Source organism: Pseudoalteromonas sp. SG41-2, from assembly GCF_014164535.1.
Lineage (GTDB): Bacteria > Pseudomonadota > Gammaproteobacteria > Enterobacterales > Alteromonadaceae > Pseudoalteromonas > Pseudoalteromonas rhizosphaerae.
This window is the reverse complement of the sequence record NZ_JACJFK010000001.1, coordinates 332,309-350,852: the sequence shown is the minus strand read 5'-3', so window position 1 is coordinate 350,852 and position 18,544 is coordinate 332,309. Positions and strand designations below refer to the sequence as shown.

17 protein-coding genes and 1 tRNA gene are annotated in these 18,544 nt (G+C 40.6%); 4 read left to right on the top strand and 14 right to left on the bottom strand.

What is annotated here, in order from left to right; translation table 11 throughout:
• Positions 1 to 3: 3 nt before the first annotated feature.
• The 7 genes from H5186_RS01455 to H5186_RS01425 all read right to left on the bottom strand — a co-directional run bounded on the left by H5186_RS01455 (position 4) and on the right by H5186_RS01425 (position 5,300).
• Positions 4 to 621 (bottom strand): FKBP-type peptidyl-prolyl cis-trans isomerase, encoded by a 618-nt coding sequence (locus H5186_RS01455; RefSeq protein ID WP_149982493.1) that lies wholly within the window; start codon positions 619 to 621, stop codon positions 4 to 6.
• Between the two features lie 104 nt (positions 622 to 725).
• Complete coding sequence (locus H5186_RS01450; protein ID WP_179959208.1) at positions 726 to 1,112, bottom strand: hypothetical protein; 387 nt, start codon at positions 1,110 to 1,112, stop codon at positions 726 to 728.
• A gap of 49 nt (positions 1,113 to 1,161) precedes the next feature.
• Positions 1,162 to 1,252: transfer RNA gene (locus H5186_RS01445), tRNA-Ser, on the bottom strand.
• A 101-nt stretch (positions 1,253 to 1,353) separates the two neighbouring features.
• Positions 1,354 to 1,731: a hypothetical protein gene (locus H5186_RS01440; protein ID WP_182794032.1), complete on the bottom strand. Its 378-nt coding sequence runs from the start codon at positions 1,729 to 1,731 to the stop codon at positions 1,354 to 1,356.
• Between the two features lie 202 nt (positions 1,732 to 1,933).
• Positions 1,934 to 2,482 carry an NAD(P)H nitroreductase gene (locus H5186_RS01435; protein ID WP_145233196.1) on the bottom strand — a complete coding sequence of 183 codons (549 nt, stop codon included), beginning with the start codon at positions 2,480 to 2,482 and terminating at the stop codon, positions 1,934 to 1,936.
• Between the two features lie 114 nt (positions 2,483 to 2,596).
• A complete protein-coding gene (locus tag H5186_RS01430; protein WP_149982495.1) occupies positions 2,597 to 3,274 on the bottom strand; it encodes a DoxX family protein in 678 nt (225 codons plus the stop codon).
• Positions 3,275 to 3,338: 64 nt separating this feature from the next.
• A complete protein-coding gene (locus H5186_RS01425) occupies positions 3,339 to 5,300 on the bottom strand; it encodes an FAD-dependent oxidoreductase (protein ID WP_145233192.1) in 1,962 nt (653 codons plus the stop codon).
• Positions 5,301 to 5,518: 218 nt separating this feature from the next.
• Between H5186_RS01425 and sppA the strand changes: the two genes are divergently transcribed.
• Both sppA and ansA read left to right on the top strand, forming a co-directional pair.
• Positions 5,519 to 7,384, top strand: coding sequence for a signal peptide peptidase SppA (gene sppA / locus H5186_RS01420; protein WP_182794031.1), 1,866 nt, complete (start codon positions 5,519 to 5,521; stop codon positions 7,382 to 7,384).
• A gap of 70 nt (positions 7,385 to 7,454) precedes the next feature.
• On the top strand, positions 7,455 to 8,465 hold the full coding sequence (gene ansA, locus H5186_RS01415; RefSeq protein ID WP_149982498.1) for an asparaginase: 1,011 nt from the start codon (positions 7,455 to 7,457) through the stop codon (positions 8,463 to 8,465).
• Positions 8,466 to 8,549: 84 nt separating this feature from the next.
• Here the strand turns inward: ansA and gndA are convergent, their stop codons facing one another.
• A complete protein-coding gene (gene gndA, locus H5186_RS01410) occupies positions 8,550 to 9,923 on the bottom strand; it encodes an NADP-dependent phosphogluconate dehydrogenase (RefSeq protein ID WP_182717440.1) in 1,374 nt (457 codons plus the stop codon).
• 404 nt (positions 9,924 to 10,327) lie between these two features.
• On the opposite strand from gndA, the gene pyk reads away from it, so the two are divergent.
• Entirely contained in the window at positions 10,328 to 11,764 is a 1,437-nt protein-coding gene (gene pyk / locus H5186_RS01405) for a pyruvate kinase (protein WP_182730606.1), read from the top strand.
• A gap of 105 nt (positions 11,765 to 11,869) precedes the next feature.
• Here the strand turns inward: pyk and H5186_RS01400 are convergent, their stop codons facing one another.
• From H5186_RS01400 to thrS, 6 genes are all read right to left on the bottom strand, one after another.
• The gene (locus H5186_RS01400; protein WP_145233180.1) at positions 11,870 to 12,694 is read right to left on the bottom strand and encodes a LytTR family DNA-binding domain-containing protein; all 825 of its coding nucleotides are present in this window, start codon (positions 12,692 to 12,694) and stop codon (positions 11,870 to 11,872) included.
• Entirely contained in the window at positions 12,691 to 13,764 is a 1,074-nt protein-coding gene (locus H5186_RS01395; RefSeq protein ID WP_145233178.1) for a sensor histidine kinase, read from the bottom strand. The genes H5186_RS01400 and H5186_RS01395 overlap by 4 nt, the downstream gene beginning before the upstream one ends.
• Before the next feature lie 173 nt (positions 13,765 to 13,937).
• Positions 13,938 to 14,300: a 50S ribosomal protein L20 gene (gene rplT, locus H5186_RS01390; protein ID WP_008110477.1), complete on the bottom strand. Its 363-nt coding sequence runs from the start codon at positions 14,298 to 14,300 to the stop codon at positions 13,938 to 13,940.
• Between the two features lie 15 nt (positions 14,301 to 14,315).
• Complete coding sequence (rpmI, locus tag H5186_RS01385; RefSeq protein WP_004587840.1) at positions 14,316 to 14,516, bottom strand: 50S ribosomal protein L35; 201 nt, start codon at positions 14,514 to 14,516, stop codon at positions 14,316 to 14,318.
• 208 nt (positions 14,517 to 14,724) lie between these two features.
• Positions 14,725 to 15,288, bottom strand: coding sequence for a translation initiation factor IF-3 (gene infC / locus H5186_RS01380; RefSeq protein WP_145233176.1), 564 nt, complete (start codon positions 15,286 to 15,288; stop codon positions 14,725 to 14,727).
• Between the two features lie 59 nt (positions 15,289 to 15,347).
• Positions 15,348 to 17,258, bottom strand: a complete 1,911-nt coding sequence (gene thrS, locus H5186_RS01375) for a threonine--tRNA ligase (protein WP_145233174.1) — start codon at positions 17,256 to 17,258, stop codon at positions 15,348 to 15,350.
• Positions 17,259 to 17,516: 258 nt separating this feature from the next.
• Here thrS and H5186_RS01370 point away from each other — a divergent pair, with 258 nt between their 5' ends.
• Positions 17,517 to 18,530 (top strand): endonuclease/exonuclease/phosphatase family protein, encoded by a 1,014-nt coding sequence (locus tag H5186_RS01370; RefSeq protein ID WP_182794030.1) that lies wholly within the window; start codon positions 17,517 to 17,519, stop codon positions 18,528 to 18,530.
• The last annotated feature ends 14 nt before the right edge of the window (positions 18,531 to 18,544 follow it).

Genomic DNA, 18,544 nt, shown 5'->3' with positions numbered 1-18,544 from the left:
TAATTAAAGAATTTCGTGTAGCTCAACGTCAAATACCAGTGTTGAGAATGGTGCAATTGCAGCACCGGCACCACGTTCTCCATAAGCAAGCTCATGAGGAACATAGATACGCCATTTGGTGCCTTCAGGCATCATTTGTAATGCTTCAGTCCAGCCTTTGATCACGCCACCAACTGGAAACTCAGCAGGTTGACCACGCTCATAAGAGCTGTCAAATACAGTACCGTTGATAAGTGTACCGTGATAATCAACACGCACTGTTGACTCAGCAGTTGGCTTTTTGCCTTCACCTGTTGCTAGTACTTCATATTGAAGACCAGACTCAGTCACTGTGATTTCAGCACGTTTTGCATTTTCTTCTAAGAATGCAATGCCTTCAGCTGCAAGTACTTTCGCTTCTTCTTCACGACGTGCTTGGATTTCAGTGTTGATTTTTTCGAATGCAGCTTGGATCTCAGGGATCTCAACTTGGAAATCGCCGCCCACATACGCATCTTTCATGCCTGCAAATACTGAATTTAAGTTTAAACCTTCGAAAGGGTTAGCTTTAAGTTGCTCACCCATCTGTAGGCCAATACCGTAACTTGCTTTTTCAGCATCTGTAGTAAAATTATCTGACATAATATGTTTCACGTTTTGTTTATACCAAGCTTAATAACGCTGGTATCAGTTAAAAGACGCGCCTATGCTATCATAAAAAAAAGCCCTTTTGGGCTTCTTTAGAGCTAGTTTTTAGTGAGTTTTCGCTTTATTAAGCGCACAGCAAAAGTCAAGATTGGCAAGCTGATTAAAATACCAGCAAGTAATGGACGACTCAGTAATGCCTGCGTACCAACTAATAACACCGGCACGACTAATAAACCGATACAACCAATAAATATTGCCGCAATTTCTGGCCAGTATTTATCATATTTAGTAATTAAATGCCCAGCTAATAGATTAAAGCCTAGGCAGTAAAGCATAGCTGTGAGCAATACATGCTCTGGTTGCGCATCCATCGCCATTTTAACGAGTAAGTTAATAGCACTGTGATAACAGTAGCCAAACACCGACCATAACAGTACGTGTTTTAGCACCCGTTGTGTGGTGTTTAATTGATTTTGCTGTGACATCTTAAACTCCAGATAGCAAAAAGCCGCCCATAAGGCGGCTTTTTAAATATGGTGGAGAGATAGGGATTTGAACCCTAGAGGGGCTATAAACCCCTGCCGGTTTTCAAGACCGGTGCATTCGACCACTCTGCCATCTCTCCGTACGGCGCGGATAATAGGGGTTAGCCGCCTTGTTGTAAAGCCCTAAAAGTAAAAAAGTTCAAATTAATCGTTATAATTACTCAAAGCGCTTAAAAATACATCAATAATACTGTTTTGGACGTTTCGCGACCCACGAACACAGTAAGCAGACTAATAAGCTAAAAGTTACAAAACTTAAGCTCTGAAAGATTAAATCAAAACGGTTTAGATCATCACTTGGTATAAGCACCAATACAAAAGCGGGTAAAATACTCACAAACAACACGTAACAACACACTTTAAACGCTCTACCAAAATCAAATCGTCTTGTGCGTTGCATCCACCACGCTAAGATAACCACAATAGCAGTTGATGAGATCGCTATTAAATGAGGAGTCTTTGTACTAAATGCTGTGTAAAGAGTGATAGCCGCACCAACAAAACCCCATAAGGACCACGTTAACCATTTTTCTTTTTCACGTAAAAATAAATTTCCCATTATCCTCGTCTTCTTGTTGTTATTCTAATTAAGACACTCCATACATTAACAAACTGCAGAAAAATAACAAACCATTGTATTGAGGGTTATTGCATCCAAGCGCTTCAGACAGCCAAGCTACCTAAAGATAATAACAAAGGTAGCCTTAATGCACTCTGACTAAAATAACACGACAAAGTTCCAATTAATTACGTTTTGGCAACTATAAGTTTGTGAAAAAGTGTTCTGGGCTATGACGAACAGCCTTTTTACAGTCCACTTCTGGAGTGCCTAAATACAGGTAACCGACAATCTCATCTTCATTATCAAGCTTTAACGCCGCTTTTACCGCCTCACTTTGCGCAAAGTAACCAGTACGCCAGACACCACCCAGTCCTTGCGCAAAAGCTGCTTGTTGCATAGCTAACACAGCACAACCAGCACTTTGTACTTGTTCTATACGCGGCACTTTTGGGTGCGCTTGATATTTGGCAATGGCAATGATTATCATCGGTGCACGCAGCGGTAACTCTTTGGCACGATTAATTACTTTTTCATCTTGTTGTTCTGCAACTGCACTTTGATAATAAATTTCGCCGAGTCGTTCTCGCGCATCTTCTGCAACAACAATAAATTGCCAAGGCGCAAGGCAACCATGATCAGGCACACGAAGCGCTGCTTGTTTAATAATATCAAGTTGACTGTTGTTTGGGGCTGGTGCAATCAGTCGAGGATCTGACTGACGAGTCAATAAAAGCTCAATAGCGTCCATAGCGATTCTCTAATTAAAAAAGAAACTAGCATAGCATTGATAGGGATTGCTGAGAAAGTTTGAAAGTTAGAAAGTTTGCGACGGCCGTCGCAAACTGACAGGTAGAGATTTAGATTATTCGAATCTTTTCCGTAACCAGTGATCAAGGCTAACAAAACGCCCACCGCCGGTAAAAAATAAACTCAATAACATCGCAAAATAAATTGCTGAAAACTCAATGCCATTATTCAAAATCGACGGTTTACCCTTTTCATAAAGGTAATCTGGGAAACCATGTTCTTGTACAAGTCCTCGAATTTTCTCAATACGTTCTTTTACTTCACGAGAATTATCTAAACTTTCTTTTGCACCGGGGATCGCCAACCAATCAAGTACTTGTGCAGCACTGGTATCTGGATCTGTCGGCGCAATCGCAAACCAGCCATTGTGCCAATGTACAGAGGTTGCGGCAACGACCATAGTAAACATCAGCGGTATGCTAACCAGACGGGTTAATAAACCAACTAAGAGCAGCCAGCCACCGAGAAATTCACTCCAGCCAGCTAAAAAAGCCAGTAAATCAGGAAAAGGTAAGCCTAAGCCCCAGTCTGGGTTACCAAACCAAGCAACAACATCTGGAGAAGCTAAAAAGAATTCAAAAAACCCATTACCATTACCACTGATATTTAGCTTGTTATAACCTGCGATGATCATAACTGGCGCCAGTATCAGTCTAAATAGTAAAGCAGGGATACCATCAAAAATGGCTATTTTTTGGAGGGAAGTTTTATATAGTGTGATCAATGTATTCATCGTAGCAGTCTAGTCTTTTGTAATGTATTAAACAAAGACCGCTACGATTAAAAGTTTATTTCAGTTAAATTTTACGCGCGACCTGAAGCGCTTCATAAATAGCTCGTTTTGCATCAATTGCTGATGCTAATTTGGCCCCGCCAATTACATGTACTTTAGGATTATCGATTAACCCCGACATTAATTCGTTATTAGAGACTTGCCCGATACAAGCGATCACTGTATCAACAGGTAGCACCTGCTCCTCTCCTGCCACAGTAATTTTTAGACCTTGCTGATCAAAATGATGATACTGACAATCAGCGATCTGTTTTACACCATGTTGCTTTGCAACTTGACGATGTATCCAGCCCGTTGTTTTACCAAGCTCACTGCCAAAACGCCCGGCGCTGCGTTTTAGCATAAACAATTGACGATTATCTTTATCTGGACTTGGCTGACATTCAATTCCCCACTGCGATTTAAAATCAGCAATACTTTGATCTTTATGTTCACTTAAAAAAGCAACCATATCAAAGCCAATGCCGCCGGCACCTAAAATTGCAATAGATTGCCCTAATTCAACTTCGCCTCGAATAACTTCATCGTATGAAAAAACACGTTTATTATCCGCGCAGGTAAAGTTTGCCTCACGCGGGCGCACACCCGTTGCAAACACCACGTCATCGTATTGCTCAAGCATTTTATCGGTAAAAGGAGTATTGAGTGTTACCGTGACCTTCAGACGTTCAAGTTCATTAATAAAATAACGCAAGGTATGATTGAAATCTTCTTTACCAGGAATTCGCATCGCTAAATTAAATTGGCCGCCCATATCTGTATTTTTATCAATCAGCGTTACCGTATGGCCTTTTTGCGCTAAGTAACAACTGGCAGATAAGCCCGCAGGCCCAGCACCTACAACCAACACATTTTTAGCCTTGTTGGTCAGCTCAAGAGGATAATCTAGCTCAAACCCCGCTTGAGGATTCACTAAGCATGTTGCTCGTTTACCTTTAAATACATGATCTAAACAGCCCTGATTACAGCCGATACAAATATTAATGTGTTTACTTTGTTGTGCTTGGTATTTATTAAAAAATTCTGGATCGGCTAATAGTGGTCGTGCCATCGAAATCAGATCGGCATCCCCTGCAGTTAAAATTTCATTGGCAATCTCAGGAGTATTAATACGATTTACAGCAATGACAGGAACCGATACCACTTCTTTTAAACGTTTTGAAGCTTCTTTAAATGCACCTGCTGGCACCATACTCGCAATGGTAGGTACTCGTGCTTCATGCCAGCCTATGCCAGTATTTAAAATATCAACTCCAGCCTGCTCTAATGCTTTGGCCTGGATCGTAACCTCTTCAGGTGTTGACCCATTAGGAATTAAATCCATCACCGATAATCGAAAGATAATTAAAAATTCTTTATTTACTTTGGCACGTACAGCTTTGACTATCTCTAACGCTAAACGCATACGGTTTTCTAAACTTCCACCGTATTCATCTGAGCGTTTATTGGTATGCGGTGCCATAAACTCATTAATCAAATAACCTTCTGAGCCCATCACTTCAACGCCATCGTAGCCAGCCTTTTGTGCTAAATAGGCGGAATGAGCAAAGTCTTTGATGGTTTTTTTTATTGCACTGAGCGACATTGCTTTGGGTTGATATGGGTTAATAGGTGCTTTAATTGCACTTGGTGCTTGATTAAATGGATGATACGCATAACGTCCAGCATGTAATAATTGTAAGCAAATCTTACCGCCGTGTTGATGGACAACATCAGTGTATGCACGGTGCTTAAACACATCATAATAGCTATTAAAAGACGATGAGATTGGGGTTAATTTGCCACGCAAATTAGGACTGTAGCCCCCCGTAATGAGCATCGCAGTACCACCTTTAGCGCGCGCTTCATAAAAAGCACGCAGGCGTTTTCGATTATGCCATCCCTCTTCAAGCCCCGTGTGCATTGAGCCCATTACCAAACGGTTACGTAGCTGTGTGTGTTTCAATTGTAATTGTTGTTCTAACATCCTCTGCCCCAATGAACTGGTCTAACCTCTATACATTAGCCAATTTTGCTCGATTGGCAAGCAATAAGCAACAAAAGCGATAAATTAGTTAATATGTTCACATTCTCACGGTTAAAACCTCGCTCATAAATACTTAGTTACGATTTAACAGTTAAATTAATTTTTATTCTGAGCTAAGATGGTGACAGATATAAGTTGTACCAGACTAAGGATTTATTTTGATTGCAAAGCTATTTAAAGGACTGTGGGCAGGAATTAACTTTTCTCGTCGTTTAGTCCTCAATTTTTTATTTGTGTTACTCGTTATTCTTTTCATTGTTTCAATCGCAAGCGATGACAATGAAATCAATGTTGCTAACACATCGGTGCTCAGGCTAAACCTCAATGGTCCAATCGTAGAAGAAAAAGTTTACGTTGATCCAATTGAAGCTGCCATCAATGATGCAACACAGGGCAACGACGAGCCGGCTGAAATTTTACTTGATGATATTATCGAAGTAATTGATCAAGCCACTGAAGATAAACGCATTAGTGTGATTTTGCTGGATTTACAAAAAATGCCTAATGCGCATTTAAATAAATTAAAACAAATCACTCAAGCGTTAGAGCGGTTTAAAGCGAGCGGCAAAAAAGTAATTGCCTCTGGTTATTATTACTCACAAGCACAATATTACATTGCTGCGCACGCTGATGAAATATCGATGCACCCTTATGGCGGTGTAGAGATCCAAGGCTTTGGCATGTACCCATTGTATTTTAAAGATGCGCTTGAAAAACTCGGTATCACTCAGCATATTTTCCGTGTTGGTACATTTAAATCGGCTGTTGAACCGTTTATTCGTAACGATATGTCAGATGCAGCAAAAGAAGCTAATAATGTATGGCTAGGTGCATTGTGGCAAGAATACAAACAAGACGTTGCCGTTGTGCGCCCATTTGATGAAGCAAACTTTGATGAAACAATGGACGTTTTTCTGGCTAAAATGCAAGCAGTTAATGGCGATTCAGGTAAATATGCCCTTGAACATCAATGGGTTGATTCTTTAAAAACCAATCAACAAATGCGTCAACAATTAATTGCCTTAGTAGGCACTGAAGAAACGGGCAAAACCTTCAACCAAGTATCATTTAAAGAATATCTCTCATTGGTTAAACCGCCGATTGAGTTTGATAACCCAATGACAGAAAAAGTCGCCGTTGTGGTTGCACGCGGTACTATCTCTGACGGCGAACGTAAAGCCGGTGAAATTGGTGGTGACTCTACAGCGGCTTTACTACGTAAAGCACGCTTAGATGATAAAGTAAAAGCGGTTGTACTGCGTATTGATTCTGGCGGTGGCAGTATGTTTGCCTCTGAAGTTATTCGTGCTGAAGTGCTTGCTCTTAAAGCAGCTGGTAAACCAGTGGTTGCTTCAATGAGCTCAGTAGCAGCTTCTGGCGGCTACTGGATTGCCTCTGCTGCCAACGAAATTTGGGCAGCGCCGAGCACAATTACCGGCTCAATTGGTGTATTTGGTAACTTTATGACCTTTGAAAACACCATGGCTAAATTAGGTGTTTATTCAGATGGCGTTGCCACAACTGAAATGGCTGGTCTATCAATCGCTCGCCCGCTTAATGAAAAAATGGCACAGGTTATTCAACTAAGTGTAGAAGATGCTTATCAACGCTTCTTAGAGGTTGTTGGTGAAGCACGAAATATGACCCCTGAGCAAGTTGACTCTATTGCACAAGGCCGTGTTTGGATTGCAAGTCAAGCGCAAGAGCTTGGCTTAGTTGACAAATTAGGCAATAAGCAAGACGCTATCAAAGCGGCAGCTGAACTGGCTAAGCTTGATTTTTATGAAGTTAAAACCATTAAGCAGAGTCTATCGGCGGAAGAGAAATTAATGCAGGATATTTTTGGAAATGCATCGATTAGATCGCTAATTGGCTCACAAAGTACGCTACAAAACGCACTCTCAAACCAAGCATCTATCAATGGTTTAGTTAAGCAATTAACAACTGAGGTTGAAGGTCTAAAAGATTACAACGATCCGCAAGGCATTTATGCCCGCTGCTTAGTGTGTAATATTTCGCAATAAATAGTGTATAGGCTGTAATCGCAGCAACTAACCGTTATACTAAGCCCAGTTTTTTTACTGGGCTTTTTTTATGAAACGTAAACGTATTTATATCGCATATACTGGCGGTACGATTGGGATGAAAAAATCGAGTCGAGGCTATATTCCCGCTGAAGGTTTTTTAACACAAACCGTAGAAAACAATGCCGAATTTAATCGTGATGAAATGCCCTTATTCGATATTCACGAGTATTGCCCGCTGATTGACTCATCAGACATGTCCCCTGCTCATTGGCAACTAATCGCAGATGATATTAAAAGTAAATACCAAGATTATGATGGCTTTGTCGTGCTTCATGGCACAGATACCATGGCGTATACCGCATCTGCTTTGTCCTTTATGTTTGAAAACTTAACAAAGCCAGTGATAGTGACAGGCTCGCAAATTCCACTGTCGCAATTGCGCTCTGATGGCCAAGTAAATTTACTTAATGCGATGTATTTAGCGGCTAATTATCCGATTGCTGAGGTTAGTTTATTTTTTAATAATCAATTATTTCGCGGCAATCGTGCGACTAAAGCGCATGCCGATGGCTTTGATGCCTTTGCATCCCCTAACCTAGATCCATTAGCACTATCAGGTATTAATATTCAATTATTAAAAGGCCAGTTAAGCCCGTATGTTGAAAATGAGCTACAAGTCACCAACATCACGCCGCAACCTATTGGTGTTTTATACTTGTATCCAGGGATCAGTCATGCTGTAGTTAAAAGTCTGGTAAACGACAATATCAAAGCCCTCGTATTATTGAGCTTTGGTGTGGGCAATGCGCCACAAGATCCAGACTTTTTAGAGATCCTCTCCAGCGCAAGTAAGCGCGGAATGGTTATCGTCAATTTAACCCAGTGCTTAAAAGGGCATGTAAATATGGGCGGCTATGCAACTGGTAACGCATTACTTAACATTGGTGTGATCAGCGGTTACGATATGACCTTAGAGGCATGCTTAACTAAATTACATTACTTATTTAGCCAAAAGCTTGAAATTGAAACTATTCGCCATTTAATGCAAGACAACTTACGTGGTGAGTTAAGTAGATAAGCTGAGCGCTTTATAATAAAACTATTTTTTAAATTAAAAAGGCACGCTAATTAGCGTGCCTTTCATTTAAACCTATTGGTCTAATTAACGTACTTTCGCGTCAATCTCTACTAAATCAGTTAAATGACATACCTCACCACTATGAGTTTTAATGCCATGCTCACCAAAATAATCTCGCTGTGCTTGTACGAGATGACCATTGCTTGGTGTCGTCAACGTCGCAAAATACGTTTGCGTTGAGCTAAGTACCGGAAATGCTAATCCAGTCATCATTGCTTGACCTGCTATCTTACGCAGCGCTAATGACTCTTTTTCTAAAGTGTCGATAAACTCAACACCTTCAGCGATGTTATCTAAGTAATCAGCACGGATAATACAACCAGCACGCCACGTTTGCAGTGTTTTAGATAAATCGACTTTCCATTGATGTGCACGTGATGCACCTTTGATCAGCGCAAGGCCTTGACGATAAGCCAGTAAACTTGCAAACAAGAAGGCATCTTTAAGTTCATCTAAATCTAATTCAACCTGTGAAGTTGATTTAGCTGCATAGGTCATTTCTTTCGCTGCATGTGTGTCACCAGTATTGGTTAAGTGACGCGCTTGCACAGCTGCAACCAATGAAGGAACGGCTATACCCAGTTCTAATGCATTTTGTGCCGTCCACAAACCCGTGCCTTTCGCGCCAACTTTATTATCAATCAAATCAACTAACGCTTCACCCGCATCGGTTTCTAACGATAAAATATGACTTGAGATAGATAATAAATAGCTATTGAGTGTGCCTTCAGACCATTGATTAAAAATCTCTGCAACTTCATGTGGAGTGCGGTTAGTGCCTAAGCGTAATAATTGATACATTTCTGCGATTAGTTGCATCAATGCATATTCAATTCCGTTGTGCACCATTTTTACAAAGTGACCACTGGCTGATTGACCAACACGGGCAAAACACGATTCACCTTTGTAGCTTGCTGCTACTTTTTCAAACCATGGCTCAACGCGTTCCCAGCCGCCTTCTGAACCACTTGCCATCATCGCAGGACCATGACGCGCGCCTTCGGCACCGCCAGAAATACCCATAGTGGCAAATTCAAATTTATTTTGATATTTAAGTTTACGAGTAATACCGTCTTTATAATTACTATTGCCACAATCGACGATAATATCGTCACAATCAACGCCTGCATCAACTAAATCGCTGCAAACTTTATCGACTAACTCACCCGCTGGCACTAATAACAAAATTGAGCGAGGCGGCGTTAACCGTTTTACCATATCACCTAAATCAGACACAATGTGCAGACGATCTGCCATGCCTTGTAATTTAGCACAGCTTAATAGCTCTTCGCCCGCGTCTGGGTTTTTATCATAAGCTACTAGCGTCATCCCTTGTTCAATCAAGTTGAGAGCAAGATTTTTACCCATAACGCCTAACCCTACTAATGCAACTTGCATTTAGTGTCCTCCTCGGTAACAACTATTGGTTAGTAAATGAAATAATACCGCGCGCATTATATACCCAAGCCACTTAAAATTGCGAGCCTAGACAACAGATACAACGCTTTGCGCAAGACAAACACGCAAGATACAGTGATTATATCAAACAACCGTTGCCTCGGGGCGATAAATTTTCCTGATATGGATTTCTGAGTCGAGCATTGACGAGACCTGACACCGGTGTCATAATGTGGTCATAATTTTTTTGTATAAAATAATGACAGCTTTACACGTTACCTTGATGTCAACGCGCTATTTGCTGTCAGTAAAAACTGTATTATGCGTGTCAGTTAAACTAACACCTATAAATAACGAAAAACCGTCAACCTGCTTACAACATTGTAAGCCTACAGGAGAATTTGATGCTTAGACGCACAAAAATAGTCGCGACCCTTGGACCTGCAACCGATCGAGATAACAACTTAGAAAAAATAATCCGTGCTGGTGCAAACGTAGTGCGTTTGAATTTCTCACACGGCATTGCACAAGATCACAAAGACCGTGCCCAAGCAGTGCGTGACATTGCCAAAAAACTAGGCAAGCACATTGCTATTTTAGCCGATCTACAAGGCCCAAAAATTCGTGTATCGACATTTAAAGATGGCAAAGTAACGCTACCTGTTGGTGCAAAATTTATTCTTGATGCAAAAATGGAAAAAGGCCTAGGCGATATCAACGCCGTAGGTATTGATTATAAAGAATTACCACAAGATGTTGCCCCTGGTGACTTACTACTTTTAAACGATGGTTTAATTCAATTAACAGTAGTAAATGTTGAAGGTCATTTAGTGCATACCACAGTAACTGTTGGTGGCGTGTTATCTAACAATAAAGGCATCAACCGCTTAGGTGGTGGTTTAACTGCTCCAGCCTTCACTGATAAAGATAAAGAAGATTTATTAACTGCAGCAGAAATTGATGTTGATTATATCGCAGTATCATTCCCACGCAGTGGCGACGATATGCGTTATGTGCGTTCACTAGCTGAAGCTGCAGGCTCTAAAGCACAGCTTTTAGCTAAAATTGAGCGTGCTGAAGCCGTTGAAACGGTAGAAGCAGTTGATGATATTATCCTTGCTTCAGATGCGGTGATGGTTGCTCGTGGTGACTTAGGTGTTGAAATTGGTGATGCTGCCTTAATGGGTAAACAAAAACTCATTATCCGTCGTGCTCGCTCACTTAACCGTACCGTGATCACAGCAACACAAATGATGGAATCAATGATCGATAACCCAATGCCTACCCGTGCAGAAGTTATGGATGTTGCCAACGCAGTCCTTGATGGCACTGATGCGGTAATGCTTTCAGCTGAAACAGCGGCAGGCGATTACCCAGAAGAAACCGTGGCAACCATGGCGCGCGTTTGTTTAGGGGCAGAATCACAAAAAGAAACTCACGTTTCTAAGCATCGCTTAGATAGTCGTTTCTCTTCTAATGCAGAATCAATTGCATTGTCAGCTATGTATGCGGCAAACCATTTAGATTCAGTAAAAGCGATTATTACTTTAACTGAATCAGGTAGCACAGCAAAATTGATGTCACGTATCAGCTCTGGCTTACCTATTTATTCATTGTCTCGTCATGCCAGTACACTTGGTCAAACAGCATTATATCGTGGTGTTTACCCGGTATTCTTTGACTCAACACAATGTGAAAAAGATAACATGGTAAAAGATGCCCTTAACACACTTGTGAATGCGGGTTCATTACAATCTGGCGATACTGTGATCATCACTCATGGTGATGCTATGGAAACGATTGGTGCAACCAATACTATGAAAATTGTTACTGTTGCTTAATTAACGCAGTTATAAAAAAACGCGAGCCAAGGCTCGCGTTTTTTTATTTAAAACACATGGTTTAATTTACTTCGTTATATAACAGCTATTGAGCCCGTTTCTAAGTTAACTTGCTAACGCAGCTTTTACTTTATCGCGATAACTACGGCTTACTTTTAATTCTTGGCCGTTCTCAAGCACTAATAAATACTCACCACTTACCTGAGTTACAAGCTTGCTAATTTGTTTAGTATTTACAATCGCACTGCGATGGACACGTACAAATAGCTGAGGATCAAGTTCCTGTTCTAGTTCTTTCATAGTTTTTCGTAAAATATGCGTTTGACCATCTTGGCAATGTAAACACATATAGTCACCAGCGGCATCAACCCATTGAATTGTCGCTACAGGTACACGGATTATTTCACCCTGCTCTTTCACCGCTAAAGATTCTGGGTAACGGCGATCTGTTAATGTATCGCCAGTTGCCAGTTTTTTCAAAATCTCTTCACAATTATTACCAGTAATTCCAGCTACAAAACTCGCCAATTTCTTTTTATGGGCGTTGTCTTGTTGCGTCTTCAAGTAGGTATGCACTTTTTCTACCGCCTGTTTTAGTCTGTTGTCGTCGACTGGTTTAAGGATGTAATCTAAAGCATGGATCTCAAATGCTTTGACTGCGAACTGATCAAATGCGGTTACGAATACAATAGCAGGTAACGCTCTGACACTTTCACTGAGTGCTCTGGCAACCTCAAACCCATTCATTCCAGGCATTTGAATATCTAAAAAAACTAAATCTATTTTCCCTGCTTGGCATGCATCGATAGCCTCTTGACCAGAGTTACATAACTTAATGACTTCGATATCATCAAACTCCTCTAATCTTACCGCTAACCCTCTACGGGCTAATGGTTCATCATCGACAATCAGGGTCTTAATCTTGCTCATTTCTTCACAGCCTTCTCAAACGGAACGCGCAGATTCACTTTCAATCCACTTGGCGTATTATGTGATAACACAAACGAATAGTTATTTTCATACAAAGTTTTCAGGCGGTCTTTCGTATTTGCCACCCCTACCCCTTGTGAATTAACTAATTGGCCATTAAGTAATTCAGTACCGGGGCCATTATCGCCTACTTCCAATAATAGTTCATTAGCAAAAACTTGTGCTTTAATATCAATTACTCCCCCTTCGCTAAGATGAGCTATTGCATATTTAATCGCATTTTCGATGATCGGTTGCAATATTAAACTCGGCACTAATGCATTTTTTGCTTCATCACTGATTTGCACATTCACTTGCAACCGTTCATCAAAGCGTACTCGCTCTATTTCAAGATAAAGCATCAGTGCATGCAACTCTTGTTCAAGTGGGACTTTTTTTATCGGATCGGTATTAAGTGTATAACGTAAAAAGTCGCTCAACTTTGACACCATTAAATTAGCATCTTTATTCTCTTTTACCAAAATCAACGTAGATATAGCATTAAGAGTATTAAACAAAAAATGAGGATTTAATTGATAACGTAGCATTTTCAGTTGTGCTTCATGCGCCATCGTTGTTGCTTTAAGGGCTTTTTGGCGCTCACTTTGCAGTAGTTGATAATATTTAATGCCAAAGTACAAACCACTCCAACAAAGAATAATATAAACCGAATCTAAGCCTTGTTGCAGATAGTAAAACCATTCTGTAGGACGATAACCATGGCGATAAATCTCCCATAAATTAAATTTCTGTATTACCGCCCATAAAGTGCCTGTAATGTACGAAGCGCCGAACACTACTAACATTAAAACCCAAGGAGATGCATTCCAGGCTTTGCGATACATATAGCGCAATGGCACAGTCATTAAACACCCGGCGTAAGCATTGAGTACGATCACAAATACATAAATATCGCGCATCTCAAAGACTTTTGAGCCAATGTAGTTAACAAGTGCATAACCGATCCAACCCGCAATCTGTAATACCCAGAAAAAGCGTTGGCGGTTATCAACTAAGGATTGCCAATTCAAAATAGTTAATTACCTCATTTATTTGTAATTATTATATAGCGTTAGCACAGTTGGGATCACTACCGACTATCTCGCTTTTCACGAGCCTTACCGCAAATAACTGTTGGTGAAAACTTTATTTTAGCCACAAAAAAAGGAGCCATAGGCTCCTTTTTAATACTTATTTTAAAAGCTTAAGCTGCCGCTAGGCCTTCTTTAGCTTTTGCAACAAGCGCTGCGAATGCAACTTGGTCATAAACAGCGATATCTGCAAGGATCTTACGATCGATTTCTACAGATGTCTTTTTAAGACCATTGATAAAACGGCTGTAAGACAGACCATTTTGACGTGAAGCAGCATTGATACGTGCAATCCATAATTGACGGAAAGTACGTTTCTTCGCACGACGGTCACGGTAAGCGTATTGACCCGCTTTAGTAACAGCCTGGAAAGCTACGCGGTAAACACGTGAACGTGCTCCGTAGTAACCTTTTGCTTGTTTTAAAACTTTTTTGTGACGTGCACGTGCGACAACGCCGCGTTTAACTCTTGCCATTTCTAAAAACCCCTATTAAGCGAATGGTAACATACGTGAAACTAGACCATGGTCGTTCTTATGAACCATCATCTTAGGACGTAGGTGTAACTTACGCTTAGAAGTTTTCTTAGTCAGAATGTGACGAAGATGCGCTTGTTTACGCTTGAAACCGCCAGAAGCAGTCTTTTTGAAACGCTTAGCCGCGCCTCTGTGACTTTTTAGCTTATAAGCCATTGCAATAACTCCAAATGTATTGCTTTAAAATTAGTAAGCAGGCGTGAGATATATTGCTATAGCTCCACTTTTAGGCCTAACTTACTGCCATATTCCGGTGAAAACCCAACATAAATGCTGCAGTTTTACTTTATTACCGGTTAGCACAGGTGAATATTTGCATATTACTTGGTGACCTGAGCTAAATTCGCTGCGTATCTTAGCTTGTTTATTGCTTTTTAGCAACAGGCGCCATCATCATAACCATTTGGCGACCTTCAACACGATTAGGGAAAGACTCAACAACTGCAAGCTCTTCCAAATCGCCTTTGATACGGTTTAATAATTCTATACCAATTTCTTGGTGGGCCATTTCACGACCACGGAAGCGGATGGTAATCTTAGCTTTATCGCCACCTTCTAAGAACTTACGTAAGTTGCGAAGCTTAACCTGATAATCACCTTCATCCGTGCCAGGACGGAATTTGATTTCTTTTATCTGGATTTGCTTTTGCTTCTTCTTCTGCTCTTTTAGTTCTTTGCTTTTTTCAAAGATGAACTTACCGTAGTCCATGATTCTACAAACAGGCGGCTCAGCATTTGGGCTAATCTCTACTAGATCAACACCAGCGGCATCAGCCATAGTTTGCGCGTCTTTTAATGACTGAATTCCAGCTTGCTCGCCTTCAATGTCAATTAAGCGAACTTCTTGAGCTGTAATTTCTTCGTTAATACGATTTTTTTGGGCTGTTTGTTGCCCTTTCTTGCCGCCTCTAATAGTACGTTCCTCCAAGAATATCAAATAATAAGCGTGTAGTTCGCAATTAAATGTATGCCCTACACGCAGAGTTTTTATAGTCGATTTTTAATTTCTTCGCTAATTTTAGCGACAAATTCATCAACATTAAATTTGCCCAAGTCTTCACCTGTGCGGGTACGTACAGCTACTTCTTGTTGTTCAACTTCTTTATCACCAACAACAAGTAAATATGGGATACGTTTTAATGTGTGTTCACGGATTTTAAAGCCAATCTTCTCATTTCTCAAGTCAGCAGCGGCTCTAATTCCAAGTTTATTTAATTTTTGTACAATTTCCTGCACATAAGCAGCTTGTTTATCAGTGATATTCATAATCACTACTTGCTTTGGTGCAAGCCAAGTCGGGAATAAACCCGCGTACTCTTCTGTAAGAATACCGATAAAGCGCTCGATAGAGCCCAATATTGCACGGTGTATCATAACAGGTGTACGACGTTCGTTGTTTTCAGCAACATAAGTTGCCCCTAAACGCCCTGGTAATGCAAAATCTAGTTGCACTGTACCACACTGCCACGCTCTGTCTAAGCAATCGTACAAAGTAAATTCAATTTTTGGACCATAGAAAGCACCTTCACCCGGTAAATAATCAAATTCGATGTTATTTGCTTTCAGTGCATCAGCTAATGCAAGCTCTGCTTTGTCCCACATATGATCTTCGCCAATACGCTGTTCAGGGCGTGTTGACAGCTTCACCACAATTTTTTCAAAGCCGAATGTTTCGTACGTATCGTAAACCATTTGGATACACGCTGATACTTCATCCATGATTTGCTCTTCAGTACAGAAGATATGGGCATCATCCTGAGTAAACCCACGTACGCGCATTAGACCATGAAGTGCGCCTGACGGCTCGTTGCGATGACAACAACCAAATTCAGCCATACGCAGTGGAAGATCACGGTACGATTTTAAACCTTGATTAAAGATCTGTACGTGACCTGGGCAGTTCATTGGTTTGATTGCGTATTCACGCTTTTCAGATTCAGTGGTAAACATTGCTTCTGAATACTTTTCCCAGTGACCTGATTTTTCCCATAAAGAACGATCCATCATCATTGGACCTTTTACTTCTTCGTACTGGTACTCGCGTAACTTTTCACGCACAAACTCTTCAAGTTCACGGTAAATGCTCCACCCATCGTTGTGCCAAAACACCATGCCTGGCGCTTCTTCTTGCCAATGCCATAAATCAAGTGCTTTACCAATACGACGGTGATCACGTTTTTCGGCTTCTTCTAAACGTTGTAAGTAGGCTTTAAGTTGCTTTTTATCGCCCCATGCAGTGCCATAAATACGCTGCAACATTTTATTATCTGAATCGCCACGCCAGTAGGCACCGGCTACTTTCATTATTTTGAAATGTTGGCAAAAACGCATGTTCGGTACGTGTGGACCACGACACATATCGATGTATTCTTCGTGGTGATATAATCCTGGACGGTCATCTTTAGCGATGTTTTCGTCAAGGATTTGAATTTTGTACATTTCGCCGCGCGCTGCAAATGCATCACGGGCTTCTTGCCAGCTTACGGTTTTCTTAACCACGTCGTAGTTTGTTTTAGCAAGTTGCAACATGCGCTTTTCAATAGCTTCTAAGTCATCTTGACTTAATGAATGTTCCATATCGATATCATAGTAAAAACCATTATCAATCGTTGGACCAATTGCCATTTTTGCATCAGGAAACAGTTGCTTAACTGCATGACCTATCAAGTGAGCACATGAGTGACGAATTATTTCTAAGCCGTCATCATCTTTTGCGGTGATGATTTCAAGACGAGAATCGTCAGAAATTAAATCACAGGCATCAACACGAGTGCCATTAACACGACCAGCGATAGTGGCTTTTGCTAAGCCTGGGCCGATATCATTGGCTACATCAAGTGTACTTACAGGGTTTTCAAAACTACGCTGACTGCCGTCAGGAAGAGTAATAACTGGCATTATAAGTCCTTACTACAGTGGTGACGCCTACAATGCATCACATGTATTTATTAAATTAAAATGAATAACTCGACAACGCTTTTACGAATAAGCATTGTTAATTTTAACCGTATTTGGTTAATGTATTTGTTGAGTCTTAGCAAACACAAGCGGTTATTGTCGCGTTTGGAGCCACTAAATACAAGTATTTAGCCAGACAAATTGACAAATAACCCTCCCATTTCATACTTAATTTAATTTCAGCTGTTGGATAACCTAATGACGACGTCTAATCGCATCCGTTTTGCCACTTTAAATTTACTTAATTTTACGGCGCCACCTTATTCTTTTTATCAATTACATGAACGTTACAACGCAACGCAATGGCGGCAAAAACAGCACTTTATCACTGACTTTCTACAGCAAAGTCAAGCAACGGTTGTTGCTTTCCAAGAGGTGTTTAGCCCTAAAGAATTAGCCATTTTGTGTAAAGAGCAAGGCTATGACTATTTTGCTACTGTTGCCAGTCCACGCAGTGATCATCTCTATCCACAGGTATTATTTAACCCTGTGGTGGCGATTGCCGCGAAAATCCCTTTTCAAGCATGCCACGAACTCACCCCTTGCCCAGAACTACTTGAGTACTTAAATAATCAAAATGAATTTAAATTTAATCGCACACCTATTAAATGCAGTTTTGATGTACCTGAATTTGGTGATTTAACCTGCTATGTGGTGCACTTTAAATCACAACGGGTGCATTCAATGGCGCATATTTTAAACATTCATAATCAAGACGATCCCTTATTAAATCTATTACAACAAACCGTTGGCATGATGCAATCGCAAATATCACGCTCACTGGAAGCTTCGATTGTTTATTATGATGCGCTAAAAACCCAGCGTGAAAAAAACTGTGCAACATTAGTAATGGGGGATTTTAACGACAATATTGACAGCCCTGCGCTGTCATTCATGACCCAAGGATTTCACCCTACTCGTTGCGAGCCCTGTTTAGAGCTTGAACAACCCATTGTAGGATTAACTGATTCGTTTGAATTAAGCAGTGAATCGGCAAATGGTAAAGTAAAACCAGCAACACATTACTATCAAGGTCGTGGCAATGTGCTTGATTATATTTTGACCTCAGGACACTTTAATACTGATTGTGCATTATCGCGGATAAAATCGTTGCACTATCTAAGCTTTGATAAACACTTAAATCCAAACCAAATTGATGAAGATATCTGCGTAAGCGACCACAGTGGCATTGGGATTGAAATCGGTTTTTAAAATGCACTGTTTTT